Below are 22,270 nucleotides of genomic sequence, written 5' to 3' on the forward strand. Positions count from 1 at the left end.
GGCGCCCCAAGGCCCGGCGTGCGACGCAGATCATTGTGCAACTTGTTGCATAAACGGCTGACCGTGGTCTACAACTGACGCGACGACCCTGTGCGGAGGAGACCCGGATGAGCCTGTACCCGACCTTGCTGAGCCCGCTGGACCTCGGATTCACCACCCTCCCCAACCGGGTCCTCATGGGGTCGATGCACATCGGCCTGGAGGAGGCCGAGCGCGGCTTCGAGCGGATGGCGGCCTTCTACGCGGAGCGCGCCCGGGGCGGCGTCGGCCTCATCGTCACCGGCGGCATCGCCCCCAGCGAGCGGGCCTGCTCCTTCCCCGGCGGCGCGAAGATGACGACCGGGGCGGAGGCGGAGCAGCACCGGGAGATCACCTCGGCGGTGCACGCGGCGGGCGGCAGGATCGCGATGCAGATCCTGCACTTCGGACGGTACGCACACCACCCGGACCTGGTGGCACCGAGCGCGCTCAAGGCCCCCATCAGCGGGTTCACCCCGAACGCCCTGACCGACGAGCAGGTCGAGGAGACCGTCGAGGAGTTCGTCCGGGCAGCCGAGCTGGCGCGCCTCGCGGGCTACGACGGCGTCGAGATCATGGGCTCCGAGGGCTACCTGATCAACGAGTTCATCGTCTCCGCGACCAACCACCGCACCGACCGCTGGGGCGGCTCGTACGAGAACCGCATGCGGTTCCCCGTCGAGATCGTGCGCCGGGTCCGCGAGCGGGTCGGTGACGACTTCATCCTGATCTACCGCCTCTCCATGCTGGACCTGGTGCCGGGCGGCTCCACACTGGAGGAGGTCGTGACGCTGGCGAAGGAGATCGAGGCGGCGGGCGCCACGATCATCAACACGGGCATCGGCTGGCACGAGGCCCGCATCCCCACCATCGCCACCTCCGTGCCGCGCGCCGCCTTCACCTGGGTGACCGAGAAGGTGCGCGGCGCGGTCTCCGTACCGCTGGTGACGAGCAACCGCATCAACACCCCCGAGGTCGCCGAGGAGGTCCTCGCCTCGGGCCGGGCGGACATGGTCTCCATGGCCAGGCCCTTCCTCGCCGACCCGGAGTTCGTCGCCAAGGCGGCGGCGGGCCGCGCGGACGCGATCAACACCTGCATCGGGTGCAACCAGGCCTGCCTGGACCACATCTTCAGCCTCCAGATCACCTCCTGCCTGGTCAATCCGCGCGCCTGCCACGAGACCGAGCTGGTCCTGAGCCCGACCCGGACCCGTAAACGCGTCGCCGTGGTCGGTGCCGGTCCGGCGGGTCTCGCGTGCTCGGTCACGGCGGCCGAGCGGGGCCACGCGGTGACCCTGTTCGACACGGCGGACGAGATCGGCGGCCAGCTGAACGTGGCCCGCCGGGTGCCGGGCAAGGAGGAGTTCAACGAGACGCTGCGCTACTTCCGTACGCGACTGGCCGAGCTGGACGTCGAGCTGCGCCTCTCAACCCGGGCCGATGCCGGGACGCTGGACGGCTTCGACGAGATCGTGCTCGCCACCGGCGTCGAGCCGCGTACCCCTGTGATCCCCGGCACGGACCACCCGAACGTCGTCAGCTACCTGGACGTGCTGCGCGACAGGGCTCCGGTCGGCGACCGGGTCGCGATCGTGGGCGCGGGCGGCATCGGCTTCGACGTCGCGGAGTTCCTCACCGACGGCGGCGACGCGGCGAGCCTGGACGCGGAGACGTTCTTCCGGCAGTGGGGCGTGGACACCTCCTACGCGGAGCGCGGCGGGCTGCGCGCGCCCGAGCGCCCCAAGACTCCCCGTACCGTCCACCTGGTCCAGCGCAAGACCACCAAGGTCGGCGCGGGCCTCGGCAAGACGACGGGGTGGATCCATCGCACCGAACTGCGCCACCGGGGCGTCGAGATGATCGCCGGCGCCTCCTACGACCTGATCGACGACGAGGGCCTCCACCTCACCGTCGACGGCGAGCGGCGGGTACTGCCGGTGGACACCGTGGTGCTCTGCGCGGGCCAGGAACCGCGCCGGGAGCTGTACGAGGAGCTGCGCGCGGCGGGCGGCCCGGTCCACCTGATCGGCGGCGCGGACGTGGCGGCCGAACTGGACGCGAAGCGGGCGATCCGCCAGGGCACGGAGCTGGCCGCCGCCCTGTGAGCCCTCGTCCTTAGGATGCACGTCATGTCACTGCCGCACGCGATTCTCACCGCTCTGCTGGAGAAGCCGTCCTCGGGTCTTGAGCTGACCCGCAGGTTCGACCGGTCGATCGGCTACTTCTGGTCCTCGACCCACCAGCAGATCTATCGCGAGCTGGGAAAACTGGAGCAGGCCGGACAGATCAGGGCGCTGACCGCGGCGGCACCGGCCCGGGGGCAGAAGAAGGAGTACGAGGTGCTGCCCGCGGGCCGCGAGGAGCTGGCCGCCTGGGTGGCGCTCCCGGAGGATCCGCGGCCGGTCCGGGATCCGCTGCTGCTGCGGATGCGGGCGGCGGCGGTCGTCGGGGTGAACGGGATGGGCGCGGAGCTGCGCCGCCATCTCGCTTTGCACGAAAGCCAGTTGGAGGAGTACCGCGGGATCGAGGCGCGGGACTTCACCCCCGCGCCGACGACGGATGAGGGGCGGCTGCGGCATCTGGTGCTGCGGGGCGGCATCGACCTGGAGACGTTCTGGATCGGCTGGCTGACCCGCGCCATCGGCGAGCTGGACGCCCCCTGACTGTCGCCTTCCGCAAGGCGTCCGCCCCTGGGGCGTGTCCGGCGGATCAGGGCCGGACCCGCCCTAGGGGTGGGGCGGGCCGCCCGCCCGTACGGCGAGGGGTTCCGCGCCGAGCGGCGTACCGTCCGCGCGCCGGGGGCTGCCGATGACGACCCGGGAGGGCACCGGATCCACCACCGGCACCGGGGGTGCGGCCGCTTCGCCCGGGTCCGTGGCGCGTGCCTGGGCGCGGCTGAGCAGGATCACCCCGCCTACGGCGGCCGCCGTACCGAGCAGCGCCAGGACCAGGCTGACCGGCCCGCCCTGGAGCCGTTCGCCGAGGAGGGCCAGACCGATCGCGGCGGCGGCGACCGGGTTGGCGAGGGTGACGACGGCGAGCGGGGCGCCGAGGCCGCCCCGGTAGGCGGTCTGGGACAGCAGCAGGCCGCCCATGGCGAAGGCGGAGACGAGCAGCGCCACCGTCAGCAGCCGCCAGCTGAACAGCGGGCCGCCGGAGTGGTCGGTGACGGCGACCGTGAGGGTCTGGGTGAGCGCGGAGGCGACCCCCGAGGTGATCCCGGAGGCCGCCGCGTGCCGCAGCCCCGGGCGGGCCCCCGGCCGGCTGAGCCCGGCGACGACCGCCATGGCGGCCGCGCCGACACCGAGGGCCTCGGGAAGGGTGAGGGTCTCGTGCGGGGCGGAGCCGCCCGCGGTCAGGAGCAGCGCACCGAGGCCGAGCAGCGTGAGGACCGTGCCCCGCCACTCGGTACGCCCGACACGTCGTCCCGCGGCGTGCGCCCCGAGCGGGACGGCGGCCACGAGCGTGAGCGCGCCGAGCGGCTGGACCAGGTTGAGCGGGCCGTAGTTGAGCGCGGCGACATGGAGCAGCGCTCCCCCGGCGTTGAGCGCGACCGCCGACCACCAGGCCCCCCGGCCGAGCAGGCGCAGGCCCCCGGCGGAGGGCTCGGTGCGTCCGGCCAGCCGGGACTGGGCGACGGCGGCGGCCGCGTAGGTGCCGGCGGAGACGAGGGAGAGCGCGACGGCGATCAGCGTGGCGTTCATCGGCCGGCTCCGGAACCCGCGGGGGTCCGTACCGGGTGCGCGGCGCCGACGACGTACGGACCCATGGCCGTGTCCGCGCCCGGGACGGCGAACGGGTCCATCGCCGCATCCGCCCCCGGGACGGCGTACGCCGGTACGTGCGCGCCTCCGCCGAGCACCGCCCCGTCACCCACCGGCCACGGCAGGTGCGCCGGTACGTTCCGGGCTGCGCGCGGCAGGCGCAGCGCGGCGAACGCCACGGCCAGCAGCGCCACGACCACGATCGCGTCGAGCCAGTAGTGGTTCGCCGTGCCCACGACGACGAGCAGCGTGATCGCGGGGTGCAGCAGCCAGAGCCAGCGCCACCGGGAGCGGGTGGCGACGATCAGGCCGACGGCGACCATCAAGGCCCAGCCGACGTGCAGCGAGGGCATCGCGGCGAACTGGTTCGCCATCGTGTCGGTGGCGGGCGTCGCCCCGTACACCGTCGGCCCGTAGACCTGGCCGGTGTCGACGAGCGCGGCGGCCGGGAGCATCCGGGGCGGGGCGAGCGGGAAGAGCAGGTGGAGCACGAGGGCTCCCCCGGTGAGCACGGCGAGGATGCGCCGTGACCAGAGGTAGTGAAGCGGGCGGCGCCAGTAGAGCCAGACCAGGAAGAGGACCGTGGCGGGGAAGTGCACAGTGGCGTAGTACGTGTTCGCCGCGTGGATCAGTGTCTGGCTGTGCAGCAGCACGCCCTGGACGGCGACCTCGCCCGGAAGGTGCAGGGCACGTTCGAGGTCCCAGACGTTCCCGGCGTTGTGGAACGCTTCCTCGACATGGCCGTTGGCCGCCCGGCGGCCGAACTTGTAGGCCAGGAAGAGTCCGGCCACGAGAAGGAACTCGCGAACGAGGGGCGGTCGGGCACGTATGTCCGGCTCCTGGTCCGTGGGCTCGGTGCGGGCGTACGTCACCCGGTGCCCCCTTGGATGCGAAGCGGTGTCAGGACGGCATGGTGAACTCCATGCCGAATCGATACGCCAGTGTACCGATACGTCGGCGTATCGGTACACGTGCGTATCGGTACACTGGCGTATCGAGAGCCTCGCCGCACCGCCGCAGGAGGGACAGTCCATGCCGTCGCCCGATTCCGCCCAGGAGTCAGCCCTCACCTCGCCCCGGTCGAAGATCACACCGGAGCGGGCGCAGGAGCTCTACACGGCGGTGCTCGACCTGCTGCGGGAGGGCGGATACGAGTCGCTGACGATGGAGGGCGTCGCCTCCCGCACCCGCTGCGGAAAGTCGACGCTGTACCGCCAGTGGGGCTCCAAGCCGGAGCTGGTCGTCGCCGCGCTGCACGGCACCCGGCGGATGCTGCTCTCGCACATCGACACCGGCACGCTCGCCGGCGACCTGCGCGAGGCGGCGCGGGCGATCGGTGAGGGTTCGGGGCGCGACACCCCCCTGATGCACGCGCTCAGCCATGCGGCGCTCCAGAGCCCCGAGCTGCTGTGCGCCCTGCGCGAGGCGCTGATCGTGCCGGAGATCGCGGCGATCGACGCGATGGTCCGGCGCGCCCAGGGGCGCGGCGAGATCGCCGCCGACCTGCCGGGCGCGGAGTACGTGGCGGCCCAGCTGCTCGGCGTGATGCGGGCCCGGCCGCTGCTGGAGGGGCGTTACGCGGACGCGGCGTATCTCAGCAGGTTCGTCGAGAAGGCGATCCTCCCCGGACTCGGACTCACGGCGGACGCACCGGAGCCCTGACAGACACGGACGCGGGCACGGCTGCGTCCGGACAGAGGTGGACGCGGCACACCCCGCGCCCCGACAGACATGGACGCGGCACACCCCGCGTCCTGACAGACGTGGACCGTCCGTCCCAGCGGATGGGGACGGTCCACCCGGCGCCGCACCGTGGGGACGGGGGCGGCGCACCGCCCGGCCGGCCGGTGATCTCCTCGGAGGTCACCGGCCGGCCGTGTTCCGAGCACTGGCAACCCCTGTCGCACCTAACAAACGATTGGTAGATTCTGCCCTCACGCGCACAGAACTCCGCGCACCGAGGAGCCACCGACGAGGGGCGGACCATGGAGCTGGGCAATCCGATCGACTTCACCGGGCGGGCGGTGATCGTCACAGGCGGCACCAAGGGCATCGGTGCCGCCATCGCGGAGGCCTTCCTCTCCGCGGGCGCCGAGGTCATGGTGTGCGGGCGTACCACCCCCGCCGCACTGCCGTCGTCGGGCGGGCGGCAGGCCGCGTTCCAGCCGGCGGACGTCCTGGACCCCGGCGCGGCGGCCCGGTTGGTGGCGGCGACGGTCCAGCGGTTCGGCCGGCTCGACGTCCTGGTCAACAACGCGGGCGGCTCCCCCGACGCCGACGCGGCGACCGTCTCCCCCCGCTTCGTCGAGAAGGTCGTCGCCCTCAATCTCCTCGCCCCCTTCTACGTGGCCCAGGCCGCAAATCTGGTCATGCGGGAGCAGCCGGAGGGCGGCAGCGTGATCAACATCGGCAGCGTCTCGGCCCATGACCCCCAGCCGGGCACAGCCGCCTACTCGGCGGCGAAGGCGGGGCTGCTCGGGCTGACCCGGGGCCTGGCCCTGGAGTGGGCGCCGAAGGTGCGGGTGAACCACATCACCGCGGGACTCATCCGCACCGCGCGCGCCACCGCGCTGTACGGCAAGGACGACGGGGCCGCGGTGGCGGGCATCGTTCCGATGGGACGGCTGGCGGTTCCGGCGGACGTGGCCCACGCCTGCCTCTGGCTCGCCGGGCCGCATTCCTCGTACGTCAACGGCGCCGACCTGGCCGTGCACGGCGGCGGCGAGATCCCGGCCAGAGAGCTGGCCCGCAGAAAGCCCGAACCCCCCTTCTCGTCACCTTGACTATTTACACCTTCACCTCTTATCGTCGCAGTGACGAGATTGAGTTCGAGTTCGAGGGGGACCCCATGGCCGACATCACCCGGCGCTTCGGCTGGCGCCATCTGCGCTCCGCGCCCACCGCCCACATCCGCCACCACAAGCGCGGTGAGCTCGTCCACGACGGGCGGGGGCTGAGCTTCTGGTACCGGTCACTGTCGGCGGCGCTCTCCGAGGTGCCGGTCGACGACCGGGAGCTGGCCATGGCGTTCCACGCCCGTACGGCGGACTTCCAGGACGTCACCGTCCAGGCCACCGTCACCTACCGGGTCAGCGACCCGGCCCTGGCGGCCGACCGGCTCGACTTCTCCGTGGACCCGGACACCGGAAGCTGGCGCAGCGCACCGCTGGAGCAGATCGCCACGCTGCTCACCGAGACCGCGCAGCAGCACACGCTGGACGTCCTGGCCCGCACCCCGCTCGCCGCTGCCCTCGTGGACGGGGTCGCTTCCGTACGTGAACGGGTCGCCACCGGTCTCGCCGCCGAGCCGAGGCTCCCCGCCACCGGCATCGACGTGGTGGCGGTGCGCGTCGTCGCGATCCGCCCCGAGGCCGAGGTCGAGCGCGCCCTGCGCACCCCGGCGCGTGAGCAGATCCAGCAGGAGGCGGACCGGGCCACCTACGAACGGCGGGCCGTGGCCGTCGAGCGCGAGCGCACCATCGCCGAGAACGAGCTGGCCAGCCAGATCGAGCTCGCCCGGCGCGAGGAGCAGCTGGTCGACCAGCGCGGCACCAACGCACGCCGGGAGGCCGAGGAGAAGGCCGCGGCCGACGGCGTACGCACGGAGGCGGAGGCTTCCCGCAAGGTGCGCCTGGCCCGGGCGGACGCCGAGGCGGCGCGCGAGACGGGTTCGGCGCGCGCGGAGGCCCAGGCCGCCTGGCTGCGGGTGCACGGCGAGGTCGATCCGGCCACGCTGCACGCCCTGGCGGCGACCCGGCTCGCGGAGAACGTGCCGCGCATCGAGAGCCTGACCCTCTCCCCCGACATCCTCACCGGGCTCCTCGCGAAGCTCGGCCGTCCGGAAGGCGGGTCGGGAGCGTGAGCCTGGCGCCCCGGGCCGTCCTCGTACACCGCAGGACCGAGTACGAGGAGCTGCTCGCCCGGCACGGGACGCACGGGCAGGCCGCGTTCTTCCTGTCCAGCCGGGGCCGCTCGATCGACGAGGTGGCCCGACGCCACGAACGTACGCAGCAGGCCCTTCGGGACGTGGCGGCCGCCGTGCCGCTCACCTGGCGCAGGTCCCGGGTGGAGCGGGCCGACCTGGACCGGTTCCTGTTCGCGCCGGAGGACGTGGTGGTCGTGGTCGGCCAGGACGGGCTGGTCGCCAACGCCGCGAAGTACCTGTCGGGGCAGCCGGTGGTGGGCATCGACACCGACCCCGGCCGCAACCCCGGTGTCCTGGTCCGCCACCGCTGCGCCGACGCGGCCGCCCTGCTGCGCGCCGCGACGGGTGCCGGAGGTGCGGTGGAGGCGCTGACGATGGTCGAGGCGGTCGCCGACGACACCCAGCGGCTGGTCGCGCTCAACGAGATCTACCTGGGCCCGCCCGGCCACCAGACGGCCCGCTACCGGCTGGGCCCCGACACGACAGAGGCCCCCGGCGAGGCCCAGGCCTCCTCCGGGGTCCTCGTCGGCACCGGAACGGGCGCCACCGGCTGGCTGCGCTCGCTGTGGCTGGAGCGCGGCGGCACGACCCCCCTGCCCGCGCCGGGCGACCCCCGGCTGCTCTGGTTCGTCCGTGAGGCCTGGCCCTCACCCGCCACCGGCACCTCCCTGGTCTCCGGCGAACTGGGCCGGGGCCAAGGACTGCGGCTCACCGTGGAGTCGGACCGGATCGTGGTCTTCGGGGACGGGATGGAGTCCGACGCCCTGGAGCTGGCCTGGGGTCAGAGCGTGCGGCTGGGCATCTCCGCGACTGCGCTGCGCCTGGTCGTCTGAGCGGAACCGGTCCTGAGGTGTCCCCCGATCCGGCCCCGACGTGTCCCACCATGTCGTTACGGTGATTCCGTACGACCGGTCCAGAGACATCCCGGAGAGCGGAGACCCAGCGCCATGACCACCGATGCCCTCAACGGCCCCGCCCGCAACACGCGCCCGCCCACGGCGCAGGCGGCCCTCGGGGTCGGCGTGATCGTCCAGGGCGAGCAGGGGCGCATGCTCCTGGGCAGGCACCACAGCGGTACGTGGGAGCTGCCCGGCGGCAAGGTCGATCCGACGCACGAGTCGGTCGCGGCGGCCGCCGCGCGTGAGCTGCGTGAGGAGACCGGTCTGGCCGTGGACGAGAGCGCGGTGGACGTCTTCGCGCTGCTCCACGACGTGATCGGCGGGATCAACCGGATCAGCATGGCGGCCCTCGTCCGCCTGGGCTCCGGGGATCCGAAGACCTCGGCCTCACCCATCCGCCCGCCCACCTCCTGCGGATCGCCGCCGACGGCGGCCAGGGCTGACCCGAGCCGCTGAACCCCCCTGAACCCTGGCTTCAGATGCGGATAGAACGGACCAGGCGTATGAATGAGGGAACATCCGCGCGAACGGAGTTGGCCCCATGGACGATTACCCGCTCCTGAACCTCTTCCTGACCATGCTGTATCTGTTCCTCTGGGTCATGTGGTTCTTCCTGCTGTTCAAGGTGATCACGGACCTCTTCCGCGACCACTCGCTGAACGGCTGGGCCAAGGCGGGCTGGCTGGTCTTCGTCATCCTCCTGCCCTACCTGGGCGTGCTGGTCTACCTCATCGTCCGGGGCCGCAGCATGCAGGAGCGCGACGCCAAAGTGGCCAAGGATTCGGAAGCGGCCTTCCGGCAGTACGTGAGGGATGCGGCGAACAGCGAGGGCTCGGCGGCGGGCACCAGCCATGTGAGCGATCTGACGAAGCTCGCCGAGCTCAGGGACAAGGGCGCCATCAACCCGGACGAGTACGAGCGGGCGAAGGCGAAACTCCTCGCCTGAGGCAGCGGCGGCACCCGGAACATTCTTCCCCCGTCCTGGCCTGAACCGTGCGGGCGAGGGTAGACGGGTGGTGCGACGGCTGCGCGCGCAGCCGTCCCGAACGGGGGAACGTGTCATGGAACAGCTGCTGACGACGTACGGCGAAACCGAGCAGGACGGTCAGGAGACCGGCACGTCCGCCGTGAAAGCCGGCGTCGCCTACGACATGGGCTCGGGCGGGATCGCCCGGGCCCGGGCCTTTGTCCGGGATTTCCTCGTCGACGCGCGGTCGACGCACGGTCTTCAGATGTCCTCGCGCGCGATGGACGACGCACAGCTGGTGGTGAGCGAGCTGGCCACGAATGTCTGCAAGTACGCGCCGGGCCCCTGCCTCCTCGACCTCGAAGCGGGCGACGGCACGCTGAGCATCACCATGTGGGACTCGGGCTCCGTACTCCCCTCCGCCGCGCAGGCCGACCCCACGCGCGCGGGTCAGCACGGTCTGGAGATCGTCCTCATGGTCTGCCAGAGCTTCGAGGTGCGCCGCGAGCCGGTGGGCAAGCGCGTCCGTGTGGAGATCTCGCTGCTCGACGACGCGCAGGGCGCTCCGGCCGACCCCACGTCCTGGTAGCGCGGGGCGGGCCCGACGGTGCTTCCGGTGGACCGGCCCGTTCTCAGCCTCAGAAGGCGTACCTGACGCGCAGCCACGGCGCGTGGGTGGCCAGCAGTTGCCGCATGCGCGTCAGCGCCTGCCGCTTGATCTCCTGGGCGTAGCGGACATTGAGGGCCCCGTTCTGCGAGCGTTTGGTCTCCTGGGCGTCCGGCTGCCACAGGACTTCCTCGGCGCGGGGGTGCCAGCCCAGGTTGACCTCGTGGAGGGACCGGTTGTGGGTCAGCATGATGATCTCGGCCGCCGCCTGGTCCTTCACCCGGTCGGGCAGGACGTCGTCGAGATGGGCGAGCAGTCCGGCCCAGTCCCTCTGCCATCCCGGGCGCAGGACGACGGGCGAGAGATTGAAGTGGACCTCGTAGCCTGCGTCGAGGAAGTCGGCGGCAGCGGCGATCCGCTCGGCGACGGGGCTGGTGCGGATGTCCAGCAGCCGGGCGTCGTCGGGCGGCATGAGGGAGAAGCGCACCCTGGTACGCCCCTGAGGGTCGAGTGCGAGCAGGTCGGGGTTGACGAACTTGGTCGCGAAGGACGCCTTGGCCGTCGGCAGGCCGCGGAACGCGGCGATGAGGTCCGCCGTGTTGTCGCAGACCAGGGCGTCGACGGAACAGTCGCCGTTCTCACCGATGTCGTACACCCAGGCCCGGGGATCGCACTGGTTGGGTTCCGTCTTGGGGCCCTGGGCCCGTACATGGCGCCGGACATGGGCCACGATCGCCTCGATGTTGGTGAACAGCGTGATGGGGTTGGCGTAGCCCTTGCGACGGGGGACGTAACAGTAGGCGCAGGCCATCGCGCATCCGTTGGAGGGTCCCGGGGCGATCCAGTCGGCCGACCTGCCGTTGGGGCGCGTCCGCAGCGTCTGCTTCACCCCGAGGACCAGTGTTCCGGACTTGATGCGGACCCACTGGGCGATGTTGCCCTCGTTGCCGTGGAGGGAGGGAATCCGCCAGTGGCCGGCGACCTCGGTCACGCGTGCTCCCGGAAAGCGGGCCATGATCTGCCGGCCGCGCGGGGAGTCGAGCGCGGCCGGCTCCGCGTAGACCTCCCGTACGTCGAGCATCCGGCGTGCCGCCGGACTGTCCCGGAACGATGGGTGTGGATCGGGCTCCTGTGCCGTGTCCGGCCATCCGAACAGCGCCTGCTGCTCGGGTTCTCCCTGGGCGGACTCCGCCGGAGGCTGATCCACGTGCCTTTCCTTTCCGCGTCTCGCGAGCACCCAACGCCTTGCGAGCACTCGTAAGCCCTACCAGCGCCCACCGCCTTGCGAGCGCCCGTTCCAGCCGAGGACGGACGTCAGTCGCGGCGGTCCCGCTCCTGCTCAAGCAGTGCGTCGAGATCGCGGAGCCGGTCCAGGCCCCGCACGGCCCGGGTCATCCGCGCGTTGCGCTCGAACCGGTCGCGGTGGCGGTGCAGAAGGTTCCAGTATCCGGCGGTGAAGGGGCAGGCGTCCTCACCGACCCGTACGGACGGCTTGTACCGGCAGGGGCGGCAGAGGTCGCTCATCCGGTCGATGTAGGCGCCTCCGGACGTGTACGGCTTGGTGGTCATGCGGCCCCCGTCGGCGTACTGCGACATGCCCACCACGTTCGGGACCATGACCCAGTCGTAGCCGTCGACGAAGCTGCGGTGGAACCAGTCGGTGACGGCCCGGGGATCCCACCCCCGCTGGAGGGCGAAGCTGCCCAGGATTATCAGGCGGGGAATGTGGTGGGTCCAGCCCGTCGCCCTCACCTGTTCCACGACGTGGGAGAGGCAGTTCGCCTCGGTTCCGTCCGCGGACAGGTCCCGGAACCAGTCGGGCAGCGGCTCGTGGTGGCGCAGGGCGTTGCTCGCGCGGTACCCGGTGCCGAAGTACCAGTAGAGGTGCCAGACGAACTCGCGCCATCCGGCGATCTGCCGGACGAACCCCTCGGCGCTGTTGAGCGGTACGTCACCCGACCGCCATCGTGCCTCCGCCCGCTCCACGCACTCGGCGGGGTCCAGCAGTCCGAGGTTGAGGGAGGAGGAGAGCAGGCTGTGGCTCATCGTCGCGTCCCCGGAGAGAACCGCGTCCTCGTGTGCGCCGAACGTGACGAGCCGGTGCTCCATGAAGCGGCGCAACGCGGCGAGCGCCTCCCGGCGCGTGGCCGGGAATCCGCGCGGCGCGTCGTCGCCGACGAACTCCACGTCCCCGTCGCGGGCCCAGCGGTCGAGGTCGGCCCGTACCTCGTCGTCGATGTCGCTCTCGCGGGGGCGGTAGGGCGCCGGTACCCCCAGGTCGGTGACCCCGCGCGGCGGGGCCTGCCGGTTGTCGTGGTCCAGGTTCCACCGGCCGCCTGCCGGGCGGTCCCCCTCCATCAACAGGTCGTGCGTCCGGCGGACCCACCGGTAGAAGTCCTCCTGGCGGAGGTGTTCCGTGGTGCGGTCGGCCGCCCAGGTCCTGAACGCGTCGTGCGACACGAGGAAGCCGCGCGCCGGCAGAACACGCACCGAGGGCAGCGCCCGTACGAACGCGTGAGCCGCGTGGGACGTGGGGTGGTGCACGGTCACCTCGATGTCCCCCACGGCCTCCCGCAGCCCCTGGCGGTAGGTGTCCGCCTTGACGTACCGCACGCGGTCACCCAGCTCGGCGGCCCGGTGGCGCATCGCCGAGAGGATCAGGTGCGCCTTGGCCCGATGGAACCGCCGCCGGCGGAAGACGCTCCTCGACTCGATCATCAGCAGCGGCGCGTCCCGGTGCGGGCCGCCCCGGGCAGGGTCGACGAAATGGGGGCCGAGCTGATCGCCGAAGAGCCAGTGGGGGGTGTCCGACTCTTTCCCGGTCATGCCGAACGCTCCCTTGACGACCTGTTGCCCGGCCGGCTCGATCCGGGGCGCGACTTCCTCCCCCAGATCAAAGCGCACGACGGAACGGGCCGCGCTCGGCACACGCCGACGCCCTTCCAGGAACGAGTGAGGGCCGGTTTCGGATTTCTCCGAAACCGGCCCTCACCTACGACTCTCACGAGTCGGGACGACAGGATTTGAACCTGCGACCCCTTGACCCCCAGTCAAGTGCGCTACCAAGCTGCGCCACGTCCCGATGCGTTTCCGCCTGGTTCCCCAGGGCGGCCGCGCAGAAGGAACATTACCTCACTCCGCAGACCGGATCGACGCCCGTGCCTGCTGGGCGCGGGCCGCCAGCCCTTCGGCTCCGCAGGCCATGGCCTGCTTCTGCGCCCTGGCCAGTTCCCGGTGCGAGCCGATCGCCACGCCGTAGTCGACGCGGGCGAGCGCGTGCTCGTAGGCGGAGGAGGACTTCTCCAGGTGACGCACCGCGTCGGCGAGCAGTTGTTCCGCCTCCTCCGGCGGGGCGAAGAGCGAGACGCAGCGCAGGGCTTCACCGATGGCGGTGTCCGTCCCGAACCGCTCGGCGTGCACCCGGGAGCGGGCCGCGAGGTGGGCCGCACGGCCCGGGTCGTCGTCGGCCAGGGCGCGGGCGAGGTCACCGGCCCACGGCGCCCAGATGCCGTTGAACCGTTCGCGCGGCTCCAGGGCGGCACCCGCCGCTTCGAGCTCCGCGACCGCTTCCTCCTTACGGCCTTCGGCCAGCAGCAGCCGGCCCCGGACGCACGGGCCGTCCGGCAGGACCATGGCACTCGGGTAGGGCGGCCCGAAGCGGTAGCGGTCGGCGATCTTGCGGGCCTCGGCGACCCGGCCGCGGGCCAGCAGCGTGTCGATGAGCAGGCACGCCGCGTCCCAGTGGACGGGCAGACCGGAGCCGACACGGTCGGCGAGGCGGAGCCCTTCGCGGAGGAAGCCCTCGGCTTCCGCGAGACGGCCGCGACGGCGGTGGACCATGCCGAGCAGGGTGTGCGCGAAGGCCAGGTGGGCGCCGCTCCAGCCGGAGATCTCGAAGGCGCGCACCGCTTCGCCGAAGAGGCTCTCGGCACGGTCCAGCTGGTCGGTGAAGGCGTAGGTGATGCCGACCATGGTGGGCAGTTCGAAGCCCCACTCGGAGTCGGTCCAGCCGAGGCCTCGGGCGGGGCTGCCGTCGATCAGGGCTCGTTCGCAGAGGTCGACGATGAGCTGGGCGTTCTCGCCGCGCAGCATGGCGTCGAAGGCCCTCAGCGTGAGCAGCGCCCGCTCCGCGTTGTCGCGGCCCTTGAGATGGTCGGCGTTGCGGGTGAGGCGCCGGGAGCGGGCCGGGCCGTCGTCCTCGGTGGCCTGCATGCCCTCCCACATGAAGTGCGCGGCCTGCAGCCGCATCAGGCCGGGGCCCGGTGCCGTACGGGCCGCCTCGGCGGCCAGGGAGATCGCCGCGTCCTTCAGCTGGTTGTTGTGGGCGAGCGCGGCGGCGAGCCGGAACGTCGCGTCGACCCGCAGGCCGTCGTCGAGCCCCGGCATGTCCAGGGCCGCCCGCAGGTGCTGCACGGTGGTGGGCGGGGAGCTGAGCAGGGTGGCGCAGCCGAGTTCGTACAGCAGGACCGCGCGGTCCTTCGGGCGCGGCGGCTCCTCCAGGGCCCGCTCCAGACAGCGTCTGGCCGCTTCGGGGGCGCCGACGGCGAGGTGCTGGCCCGCGGCTTCACGGAGTTGGGCGACCAGTTCCTGGTCGTCGTCCGGGTGGACCTCCAGCAGGTGGCGGGAGGCCGCGGCGGCCCCGAGGCCGGCCCGGGTGATGGCCCAGGCGGCGCGGCCGTGCATCGCGGTGCGGGTGGCCGGCGGGATGGAGCGGTAGACGGCGGTCGCGATCAGCGGGTGGACGAACTCCAGCGGGTCGAAGCCGCTGACGATACGGGCGTCGCGCAGCCGGGCCGTGCAGTCGGCGGCCTCCGCCGAACTCATCCCGGCGAGGGTGGCGGCCAGCTCCTGGGAGATGTCGGTGCCGAGCACGGCGGCGGCCCAGGCGAACCGGTTGGCGTTCGTTCCGAGCCGCTCCAGCCGGGCGACGAGCCCGCTGCCCCGGGCGGAGGCGCCGAGCTCCCTGAGCTGCCCGGCCGATTCCTCGACCGGCGCCAGTTCCTGGTCCTGGACCTTGGCGACCAGCTCGACGGCCTCGTACGGGTTGCCGCCGGTGACGGCCCACACCTCGCGGCAGAACGGGTCGTCGGCGTGCTCGCCCAGGGCCGCGCGGACCAGTTCGGCGGTGGCGTCCGGGGTCAGCGCCCGCAGCGCGACCCGCGTCGTGGCGCCCTGGCCGTCCGAACCGCGCTCGGCGTCCCGGTCGGCGACATAGCTCGCGTTGCGCTCGGCCAGCTCCTGCGGGCGGTGCGCCTGTACGACGAGGAGCGGGAGTTCACCGAGGCGGGCGGTGAACGAGGCCAGCCAGGAGAGGGATTCGCCGTCCGCCCAGTGGGCGTCGTCCACCATGAGCAGCAGCGGCCGGTGGCTGAGGCGGGAGGCGAGCCGCGCGACGACGAAGTCGAGGCCGTCCCGGACACCCTGCGGGTCGGGCTGCGGACCGCTGGGCTCGGCCAGTCCGAGCGCGGGCGCCGTGGTGTCGTACCAGTCGCCGAACAGGGCGCGGGTCTCGTCGGGCGGGAACCGGTCCAGTGCGGGCTGCAGCAACTGCCGTACGACGTGGAACGGTACGGAGGTGACGGTCTCGCCGCCCCTGGCGGACCAGACGGTGCAGCGGTCGGCGGCCATCGCCCGGATCTCGGCGAGCAGGGCGGTCTTGCCGAGCCCCGCCTCCCCGCTGAAGACCAGAAGCCCGCCGACGGCCTGGGCTCCGCACAGGTCGTCCACCGCCCTCGCGGCGGCGGCGAGTTCCGGTTCACGCTCGTACAACGGCCGGGACGGCTTCATGCCCACCCTTCCCCAAATGGCATCCAGTGACGACGGTCGAGCCTAGTCGTGCGCGGGTGCTCACCGACAGGGTTCGGCTGATTCCTTGCAGGTACGAGGCACAATCGAGTAGTGAACGAGACGCACAGGGACCGTGACACCGAAGGCCGGGCGCGCAACGCGCGCCCCCGGGACGGACTGGGGCGCCCGCTGCCCTACGGGACGCCCGGGGTCGAGCGGCAGCCCGAGGGAGTCGTCCGCACGCCGCAGGAGACGCTGCGGGAGGCGCAGCGGCTGCTGGACGCGGGGATGCCGTTCCACGCGCACGAGGTGTTCGAGGACGCCTGGAAGTCGGGGCCGCAGAGCGAGCGCGAGCTGTGGCGGGGGCTCGCGCAGATGGCGGTGGGGCTGACGCACGCCGCGCGCGGCAACACGGCGGGCGGGGCGCGGCTGCTGCGCCGGGGCGCGGGCGCACTCTCCCCGTACGCCGGGGCCCGGCCGCACGACATCGCGATCGGCGGGCTGGCGGAGTGGGCGCGGGAGTTGGCCGGCCGGGTGGAGGCGGGCCGCACGGTGGACGCCGGGGCGGAGGCGCCCCGCCTGCTGGGGTAGCCGGGGGCGGCCTCCCGCCGTCCGGACCGGCGGCGGAACGCCCGGGTCCGGGAACGGGCCTGCCGCGCAGCCATTACGATCCGGCTCCATGAGCACTTCTGACCAGGACCAGGACCGGGACCAGCGCGAGGGCCGGGACCGGGGCACCGACACCCCGATAGCCGAGGCCGCAGCGGCAAGAGCCACGGTGGCGGAGCCCGCCGAGGACGCGTACGACGTCGAGGACACCGAGGCCGCCCCCGGGACCGGGGCCAGGACCGGGACCGGGATCGAGGCTGAGGCTGAGGCCGGGACCGCCCCCGGGACCGGGACCGACCCCGAGACCGCAAAGAGATTGACGCCGCGTCAGGCCCGGCGCCTGCGGATCGTCCTCTCCTCCGTGGGCATGGTCGCGATGGGCGTGGTCCTCGCCCTGCGGATCGCGAGCCGGTCCTCGGTGCTGGTCGTCGGCGTGTACGGACTCGCGCTCATCCTGTGCGGCCTGGTGATCGAGCTCAGCAGGAACGGCCGCACCAGGCTGGGCAGCTGGCTGCTCGGGGCCGGCCTGGTGGCCGCTGTCGGTGCGGACTGGCTGCTGCTTCCCTGAGCGTCGCCTCCCGATCCGCCTCGCCTCCCGATCGTTTGATCGCTTTGGCTGTCTTCTGGTCGTTCTCTTGACCGCTTGCGATCGCTCGATCAGGATTTCGGGTGCCGACCGTGTCCACCACGAAGGGCCTGGCCTCCCCGTATGACGACCTTCCCGCCCCCCTCTTTCGAACTCCCCCCGGAGGACCGGGCGTCGAGCCCGTACACCGGGTACACCAGAGCGCACTGGGAAGCCGCCGCCGACGGGCTGCTGCACGCCGCCTGGCGGTGGGCCACCCCCGGCGGGGCGCTGCTCGACCTGCCCGGGCCCCCATCGCACTCCGGAGTGCGCTCCGACGGGCTGGAGGGGTACGCGCGGACCTTCCTGGCGGCCGCCTTCCGGGTCGCCGGGGCCGAGGGGAAGGACCCGCACGAATGGCTGGAACGCTACGGGCGCGGGCTCGCTTCCGGGACACGTACGCCCGGGCGGGACGACGCGGAGTCCTGGCCCCTCATCCTGGACCACCATGTGCAGGGGCAGCCGATGGTGGAGTCCGCCTCCGTCGCACTCGGCCTGCGGCTCACCCGGCCCTGGCTCTGGGACCGGCTGGAGCCCGGGGTGCAGGACCGGGCGGAGCAGTGGCTGCGAGGTGCGTTGCGCCACCTTCCGGCGGGCAACAACTGGTACCTCTTCCCCTACACGGTCGCCGGGTTCCTGGAATCGGTGGGCCGGGGGGACGCGGAGACCGCTCGTGCGCGGGAGCGGGCACTGGAGCTGCTGGAGACCTGGTACCGGGGCGACGGCTGGTACGCCGACGGGGACGGGCGCGCCTTCGACCACTACAACAGCTGGGCGTTGCACCTCTATCCACTGCTGGACGCCCATCTGGCGGGCGAGAAGCGCGCATCGGCCCGGCACGGGGCGCGGCTGCGCGAGCATCTGGAGAGCTTCTCGCTGATGTTCGGCGGCGACGGGGCCCCGCTGCACTTCGGGCGCTCGCTCACCTACCGCTTCGCCGCGAGCGCGGGCGTCGCGCTGGGAGCGGTGTCCGGGCACACCCCGCTCGCTCCCGGGGCCTCGCGGCGGCTGGTCAGCGGGTCGTTGCGGTACTTCCTGGAGCGGGGCGCGAGCGGCGGTGACGGACTGCTGAGCCTGGGCTGGCACGGCCCGCACCCGGCGACACTGCAGTCCTATTCCGGTCCCGCGTCGCCCTATTGGGCGTCGAAGGCGTTCGTCGCGCTGCTCGCCCCCGCCGGGCATCCGCTGTGGACGTCGGTGGAGGAGGAGGCTCCGAGCGAGGGCCCCGACCGGGTGCTGTCCGTACCGGTACCGGGATTCCTGGTGCAGTCGACCCGGGCTGACGGCGTGGTGCGGCTGCACAACCACGGCAGCGACCATGTGCGGCCGGACGAGGGCGAGTCGGCGCGCGACGCGGACCCGCACTACGCGCGGCTCGCCTACTCCACCGTGACCGGCCCGACCTCGGCGGTGAACCCGGCGGACAACCATCTGTCGGTGACGGTCGCCACCGTACGCAGCACCCGGCGCCGGATCCATCCGCTCGGGGCCGGGCACGGCGACGGCTGGGGCTGGGCCGGGTCCTGGCATGTGCCCGTGTTCCCGGCGGGCCCCTCCACCGTTCCCGGCCTCCGGGTGGAGAGCGTGACGGTGGCGCGGGGCCGCTACGAGCTACGGGTCCACCGGGTGCTGGGTGCGCCCGACGGGGCGCGGGCGGAGCTGACCGGCTGGGCGGCGGAGCCCGGGGGTCCGGTGCGTTCCCAGCTGTACGGGCTCCACGGCTGGGAAGCGCCGGAAGAGGTAAGGGCCCCGCAGGGCACGGCGTTCACCCGCTGGGCGGTGCTCCCCCGGCTGGGCGTCGACGTGGCGGGGACGGTGGTCCTGGTGGCCCTCGCCTCGCTCACGGCCGAGCCGGACGCCGGGTCCCTGGCAGCGGTCGTGGACCACGTGGACGTACGGCCCGGTCCGGACGGTGACACGGTGGAAGCCGGCTGGGCGGAGGACGGGGCACGGACACGGATCGCCTTCGGCGGGGAGACGGTCTCCGTGGACCATTCATAGGTCGGCAGACGATCGTGGTCGACCATTCATAGGTCGGACCACATCCAGGTCACACGTCCGTACGGATCACCACCACCAGAGTGCGGGGGCCGTGCACGCCCTCCACCCGCTCAAGCTCGATGTCGGAGGTGGCCGACGGCCCGCTGATCAGCGTCGTCGGCCGCTCGGGCACCAGTCGGGCCAGGACCTCGGGCACGCCTGCCTCGACCGAGGAGAGGTCGACGACGCAGAGGTGGAGATCGGGGACGAGGGAGAGCGCCCGGCGTCCCTGGTCGGGCGAGCCGTCCAGGAAGATCGTGCCGGTCTCGGCGCAGCCGGCGGCCGAAGCGGTCACCACTGCGTCCAGGGCGTCGAGTCGAGGGGCCGGGATGTCGGCCGCGTCCGGGCTCACATCCCCGTCGTACGCGTCGAGCCAGCGCGGATCCAGCCCGGCCGGGACTCCGATCCGGCGGGCGCCGTGGTCGCTCAGCACGTCGGCGACGACCTGCGCCGTGCGGTCGGCGGTGCAGGGACGAACCTCGGCTTTGTAGTCGAGGAGCCGGTCGGTGAAGAGGGCGAGGCGTTCGCCGTCGGGCAGGACACGGCCGGTGCGGTAGTCGCGCGGTACGACGGTGGCGGGCGTCGGGGCCAGGGCCAGGGCGTCGCGGATCCGGCCGAGCACGGTGTCGCGGGCATCGGTCATTTCTCCTCGTCCTCTCCTTGGCTCCGGTCGTGCCCGCCGTCGCTCGGATCGTGCTCTGCGTGGCTCCCGTCGTGTTCGTCGGCGGCTGCCCGGAGTGCGGCCCGGCCCTCGTCGGAGGCGAACCAGGCGCGGAAGGTCTGCCGGGGCGGAACCTCGGTGTCACGGCTGTCGCTCCAGCCGGCGAACGGCGGGGGCAGCCGGGAGATCGTCCCGTCGCGTCCGGCGACGAGGCGGCCCAGTCCGGCCGCCTTCTGCGCGCCCGTGTACAGCGCGGGCCGCTTCATCACGGCGGCGGCCACCCTCATCGCCAGCTTCTCCGGTGTGGTGCCGCTCTCTTCGGTGTTCTGGTGGCGCAGCTCCACCAGCAGCGAGGGGATGTCGATCTTCACGGGGCAGGCGTCGAAGCAGGCTCCGCAGAGGCTGGAGGCGTACGGCAGCGAGCTGTTGGGGTCGTCGGCGGCGGCATGCATCCCGGCGAGCTGCGGGGTGAGGACGGCGCCGATGGGTCCGGGATAGGTCGAACCGTAGGCGTGGCCGCCGGTCCGTTCGTAGACCGGGCAGACGTTGAGACAGGCCGAGCAGCGGATGCAGTTGAGCGCCGCACGTCCGATGGCGTCCGCGAGCGCGGCGGTGCGCCCGTTGTCCAGCAGCACCAGGTGGAAGTCCTGCGGACCGTCGCCGGGTGTCACTCCGGTCCACAACGAGGTGTAGGGGTTCATGCGTTCACCGGTGGAGGAACGCGGCAGCAGTTGGAGGAAGACTTCCAGGTCCTGGTAGCGCGGGAGCACCTTCTCGATGCCCATCACGGTGATCAGCGTGTCGGGGAGGGTGAGGCACATGCGGCCGTTGCCCTCGGACTCGACGACGGAGAGGGTGCCGGTCTCGGCGACGCCGAAGTTGGCGCCGGACACGGCGGCCTTCGTCGTCATGAACTTCTCGCGCAGATAGGCCCGGGCGGCCGCCGCGAGGTGGGCGGGAACATTGTCCAGCTCCGGGTCGACGCCGGGGATGCGGTCGAGGAAGATCTGCCGGATCTCGTCCCGGTTGCGGTGGATCGCGGGGACCAGGATGTGTGACGGCTTGTCGTGGGCGAGCTGGACGATGAGTTCGGCGAGGTCGGTCTCGTACGGAGTGATGCCCACCGACTCCAGGTGCTCGTTGAGCCCGATCTCCTGGGTGGCCATCGACTTGACCTTGATGACCTCACTGCTGCCGGTGGCCTTCACCAGCCGGGCGACGATCTCGTTCGCCTCGGCTCCGTCGCGTGCCCAGTGGACGGTACCGCCGTGCTCGGTGACCTTGCGCTCCAGCTGTTCCAGGAGTTCGGGCAGCCGGTTCATCGCGTCGGTCTTGATGGCGGAGCCCGCATCGCGCAGGGCCTCCCAGTCGGGGAGTTCGCCGGTGACGTTCAGGCGTTTGGCACGGATGGTGGTGGTGGCCTTGCCGAGATTGCGGCGCAGCTGTCCGTTACCCAGCTCCTGGTGGGCGGCGCGGGGGAACGGCTCGTCGCCGCGCAGGTTGCCGGTGCCGTACGGGGAGCGGGGCGGCCGGGCGGGCATGCCGAGGAAGGTGCTCATGCGGCGGCCCCCGTCAGGGCGTCGGGCGTGGTGCGGGTGGCGGCGAGGATCCGGGCGAGGTGCAGGGTGCGGGTCCCGGAGCGGATGCGGGAGAGCCCGCCGCCGATCTGCATCAGGCAGGAGGAGTCGCCGGCGGTGCACACCTCGGCGCCGGTGGTGGCGATGCCGTCCAGCTTGTCGTGCAGCATCGCGGTGGAGGTCTCGGCGTTCTTCAGGGCGAAGGTCCCGCCGAACCCGCAGCAGGAGTCGGCGCCCGGCAGCTCGACCAGGTCGATGGAGTCGACGGCGCGGAGCAGCCGGAGCGGTTTGTCTCCGACACGGAGCATCCGCAGCGAGTGGCAGGTCGGGTGGTACGTCACCCGGTGCGGGAAGTACGCGCCCACCCCGGTCACGCCGAGGACGTCGACGAGGAGCTCGGAGAGCTCGTACGTCTTCGCAGCCACCGTGGCCACCCCGGCGCGCAGGGCGGCGTCCCCGTAGCGGTCGGCGACGATCGCGTGCTGGTGGCGGACGGAACCGGCGCACGAGCCCGACGGCATGACGACCGCTTCGATGGACCCGTCCCCGAACTGTTCGGCGAAGTTGCGGACCAGGGGGACGGGTTCGCGCTGGTAGCCGGTGTTGATGTGCATCTGTCCGCAGCACGTCTGCCCCGGCGGGAACACCACCTCGTGGCCCAGGCGCGTGAGCAGGACGGCGGTGGAACGCACCGCGTCGGGGAAGAGCGTGTCTCCCAGACAGGTGGCGAAGAGTCCGATGCGCATGAGGTCTCCCCGGTAGGGTGCCGGTTCACTACGACATTTCTATGG

General features: G+C 72.4%; 20 protein-coding genes and 1 tRNA gene. 12 read left to right on the forward strand and 9 right to left on the reverse strand.

Annotated features, from left to right (window positions below):
* Positions 1–107 precede the first annotated feature (107 nt).
* Entirely contained in the window at positions 108–2,123 is a 2,016-nt protein-coding gene (locus tag ACK8N7_RS04095; protein WP_403210663.1) for an oxidoreductase, read from the forward strand.
* Positions 2,124–2,147: 24 nt separating this feature from the next.
* Positions 2,148–2,681, forward strand: a complete 534-nt coding sequence (locus ACK8N7_RS04100; RefSeq protein ID WP_403210661.1) for a PadR family transcriptional regulator — start codon at positions 2,148–2,150, stop codon at positions 2,679–2,681.
* Between the two features lie 63 nt (positions 2,682–2,744).
* Here the strand turns inward: ACK8N7_RS04100 and ACK8N7_RS04105 are convergent, their stop codons facing one another.
* Both ACK8N7_RS04105 and ACK8N7_RS04110 read right to left on the reverse strand, forming a co-directional pair.
* Entirely contained in the window at positions 2,745–3,722 is a 978-nt protein-coding gene (locus ACK8N7_RS04105; protein WP_500440983.1) for a DMT family transporter, read from the reverse strand.
* A complete protein-coding gene (locus ACK8N7_RS04110; RefSeq protein WP_403210657.1) occupies positions 3,719–4,654 on the reverse strand; it encodes a phosphatase PAP2 family protein in 936 nt (311 codons plus the stop codon). The genes ACK8N7_RS04105 and ACK8N7_RS04110 overlap by 4 nt, the downstream gene beginning before the upstream one ends.
* A gap of 160 nt (positions 4,655–4,814) precedes the next feature.
* On the opposite strand from ACK8N7_RS04110, the gene ACK8N7_RS04115 reads away from it, so the two are divergent.
* The 7 genes from ACK8N7_RS04115 (at position 4,815) to ACK8N7_RS04145 (ending at position 10,162) form a co-directional block, all read left to right on the forward strand.
* Positions 4,815–5,444 (forward strand): TetR/AcrR family transcriptional regulator, encoded by a 630-nt coding sequence (locus tag ACK8N7_RS04115; RefSeq protein ID WP_403210655.1) that lies wholly within the window; start codon positions 4,815–4,817, stop codon positions 5,442–5,444.
* Between the two features lie 323 nt (positions 5,445–5,767).
* The gene (locus tag ACK8N7_RS04120) at positions 5,768–6,565 is read left to right on the forward strand and encodes an SDR family oxidoreductase (protein ID WP_500440986.1); all 798 of its coding nucleotides are present in this window, start codon (positions 5,768–5,770) and stop codon (positions 6,563–6,565) included.
* Positions 6,566–6,630: 65 nt separating this feature from the next.
* Positions 6,631–7,644 carry an SPFH domain-containing protein gene (locus ACK8N7_RS04125; RefSeq protein ID WP_403210651.1) on the forward strand — a complete coding sequence of 338 codons (1,014 nt, stop codon included), beginning with the start codon at positions 6,631–6,633 and terminating at the stop codon, positions 7,642–7,644.
* A complete protein-coding gene (locus tag ACK8N7_RS04130; protein ID WP_403210649.1) occupies positions 7,641–8,540 on the forward strand; it encodes a hypothetical protein in 900 nt (299 codons plus the stop codon). Before ACK8N7_RS04125 ends, ACK8N7_RS04130 begins: the two co-directional genes overlap by 4 nt.
* Positions 8,541–8,654: 114 nt before the next feature.
* Positions 8,655–9,062, forward strand: coding sequence for an NUDIX domain-containing protein (locus ACK8N7_RS04135; protein WP_500440989.1), 408 nt, complete (start codon positions 8,655–8,657; stop codon positions 9,060–9,062).
* A gap of 85 nt (positions 9,063–9,147) precedes the next feature.
* A complete protein-coding gene (locus ACK8N7_RS04140) occupies positions 9,148–9,552 on the forward strand; it encodes an SHOCT domain-containing protein (RefSeq protein WP_403210645.1) in 405 nt (134 codons plus the stop codon).
* 115 nt (positions 9,553–9,667) lie between these two features.
* A complete protein-coding gene (locus tag ACK8N7_RS04145) occupies positions 9,668–10,162 on the forward strand; it encodes an ATP-binding protein (protein WP_403210643.1) in 495 nt (164 codons plus the stop codon).
* A 49-nt stretch (positions 10,163–10,211) separates the two neighbouring features.
* Here ACK8N7_RS04145 and ACK8N7_RS04150 read toward each other — a convergent pair whose 3' ends face one another.
* The 4 genes from ACK8N7_RS04150 to ACK8N7_RS04165 form a co-directional block, all read right to left on the reverse strand.
* Complete coding sequence (locus tag ACK8N7_RS04150) at positions 10,212–11,387, reverse strand: spore photoproduct lyase family protein (protein ID WP_403210641.1); 1,176 nt, start codon at positions 11,385–11,387, stop codon at positions 10,212–10,214.
* Between the two features lie 107 nt (positions 11,388–11,494).
* Entirely contained in the window at positions 11,495–13,006 is a 1,512-nt protein-coding gene (locus ACK8N7_RS04155; RefSeq protein ID WP_500440992.1) for a cryptochrome/photolyase family protein, read from the reverse strand.
* A gap of 182 nt (positions 13,007–13,188) precedes the next feature.
* Positions 13,189–13,262: transfer RNA gene (locus tag ACK8N7_RS04160), tRNA-Pro, on the reverse strand.
* Positions 13,263–13,312: 50 nt separating this feature from the next.
* Positions 13,313–15,967, reverse strand: coding sequence for an ATP-binding protein (locus tag ACK8N7_RS04165; RefSeq protein WP_403210637.1), 2,655 nt, complete (start codon positions 15,965–15,967; stop codon positions 13,313–13,315).
* Between the two features lie 111 nt (positions 15,968–16,078).
* Here ACK8N7_RS04165 and ACK8N7_RS04170 point away from each other — a divergent pair, with 111 nt between their 5' ends.
* The 3 genes from ACK8N7_RS04170 (at position 16,079) to ACK8N7_RS04180 (ending at position 19,202) form a co-directional block, all read left to right on the forward strand.
* Complete coding sequence (locus ACK8N7_RS04170; RefSeq protein WP_500440994.1) at positions 16,079–16,558, forward strand: DUF309 domain-containing protein; 480 nt, start codon at positions 16,079–16,081, stop codon at positions 16,556–16,558.
* 88 nt (positions 16,559–16,646) lie between these two features.
* On the forward strand, positions 16,647–17,144 hold the full coding sequence (locus ACK8N7_RS04175) for a hypothetical protein (RefSeq protein WP_500440996.1): 498 nt from the start codon (positions 16,647–16,649) through the stop codon (positions 17,142–17,144).
* A 141-nt stretch (positions 17,145–17,285) separates the two neighbouring features.
* A complete protein-coding gene (locus ACK8N7_RS04180) occupies positions 17,286–19,202 on the forward strand; it encodes a DUF2264 domain-containing protein (RefSeq protein ID WP_500440998.1) in 1,917 nt (638 codons plus the stop codon).
* A gap of 49 nt (positions 19,203–19,251) precedes the next feature.
* Here the strand turns inward: ACK8N7_RS04180 and ACK8N7_RS04185 are convergent, their stop codons facing one another.
* The 3 genes from ACK8N7_RS04185 to ACK8N7_RS04195 are packed head-to-tail and all read right to left on the reverse strand — an operon-like array spanning position 19,252 to position 22,225.
* Positions 19,252–19,884 carry a LutC/YkgG family protein gene (locus ACK8N7_RS04185; RefSeq protein ID WP_403210629.1) on the reverse strand — a complete coding sequence of 211 codons (633 nt, stop codon included), beginning with the start codon at positions 19,882–19,884 and terminating at the stop codon, positions 19,252–19,254.
* A complete protein-coding gene (locus tag ACK8N7_RS04190) occupies positions 19,881–21,461 on the reverse strand; it encodes a lactate utilization protein B (protein WP_500441000.1) in 1,581 nt (526 codons plus the stop codon). Before ACK8N7_RS04190 ends, ACK8N7_RS04185 begins: the two co-directional genes overlap by 4 nt.
* The gene (locus ACK8N7_RS04195) at positions 21,458–22,225 is read right to left on the reverse strand and encodes a (Fe-S)-binding protein (protein ID WP_500441002.1); all 768 of its coding nucleotides are present in this window, start codon (positions 22,223–22,225) and stop codon (positions 21,458–21,460) included. The genes ACK8N7_RS04190 and ACK8N7_RS04195 overlap by 4 nt, the downstream gene beginning before the upstream one ends.
* Positions 22,226–22,270 lie beyond the last annotated feature (45 nt).

The organism is Streptomyces griseobrunneus (genome assembly GCF_046713465.1).
GTDB lineage: Bacteria > Actinomycetota > Actinomycetes > Streptomycetales > Streptomycetaceae > Streptomyces > Streptomyces microflavus.

Coding starts and splice junctions, on each gene's coding strand:
- ACK8N7_RS04095 (WP_403210663.1), top strand. CDS start 108: ATGAGCCTGTACCCGACCTTGCTGAGCCCGCTGGACCTCGGATTCACC.
- ACK8N7_RS04100 (WP_403210661.1), top strand. CDS start 2,148: ATGTCACTGCCGCACGCGATTCTCACCGCTCTGCTGGAGAAGCCGTCC.
- ACK8N7_RS04105 (WP_500440983.1), bottom strand. CDS start 3,722: ATGAACGCCACGCTGATCGCCGTCGCGCTCTCCCTCGTCTCCGCCGGC.
- ACK8N7_RS04115 (WP_403210655.1), top strand. CDS start 4,815: ATGCCGTCGCCCGATTCCGCCCAGGAGTCAGCCCTCACCTCGCCCCGG.
- ACK8N7_RS04120 (WP_500440986.1), top strand. CDS start 5,768: ATGGAGCTGGGCAATCCGATCGACTTCACCGGGCGGGCGGTGATCGTC.
- ACK8N7_RS04125 (WP_403210651.1), top strand. CDS start 6,631: ATGGCCGACATCACCCGGCGCTTCGGCTGGCGCCATCTGCGCTCCGCG.
- ACK8N7_RS04135 (WP_500440989.1), top strand. CDS start 8,655: ATGACCACCGATGCCCTCAACGGCCCCGCCCGCAACACGCGCCCGCCC.
- ACK8N7_RS04140 (WP_403210645.1), top strand. CDS start 9,148: ATGGACGATTACCCGCTCCTGAACCTCTTCCTGACCATGCTGTATCTG.
- ACK8N7_RS04145 (WP_403210643.1), top strand. CDS start 9,668: ATGGAACAGCTGCTGACGACGTACGGCGAAACCGAGCAGGACGGTCAG.
- ACK8N7_RS04155 (WP_500440992.1), bottom strand. CDS start 13,006: ATGACCGGGAAAGAGTCGGACACCCCCCACTGGCTCTTCGGCGATCAG.
- ACK8N7_RS04165 (WP_403210637.1), bottom strand. CDS start 15,967: ATGAAGCCGTCCCGGCCGTTGTACGAGCGTGAACCGGAACTCGCCGCC.
- ACK8N7_RS04175 (WP_500440996.1), top strand. CDS start 16,647: ATGAGCACTTCTGACCAGGACCAGGACCGGGACCAGCGCGAGGGCCGG.
- ACK8N7_RS04180 (WP_500440998.1), top strand. CDS start 17,286: ATGACGACCTTCCCGCCCCCCTCTTTCGAACTCCCCCCGGAGGACCGG.
- ACK8N7_RS04185 (WP_403210629.1), bottom strand. CDS start 19,884: ATGACCGATGCCCGCGACACCGTGCTCGGCCGGATCCGCGACGCCCTG.
- ACK8N7_RS04190 (WP_500441000.1), bottom strand. CDS start 21,461: ATGAGCACCTTCCTCGGCATGCCCGCCCGGCCGCCCCGCTCCCCGTAC.
- ACK8N7_RS04195 (WP_500441002.1), bottom strand. CDS start 22,225: ATGCGCATCGGACTCTTCGCCACCTGTCTGGGAGACACGCTCTTCCCC.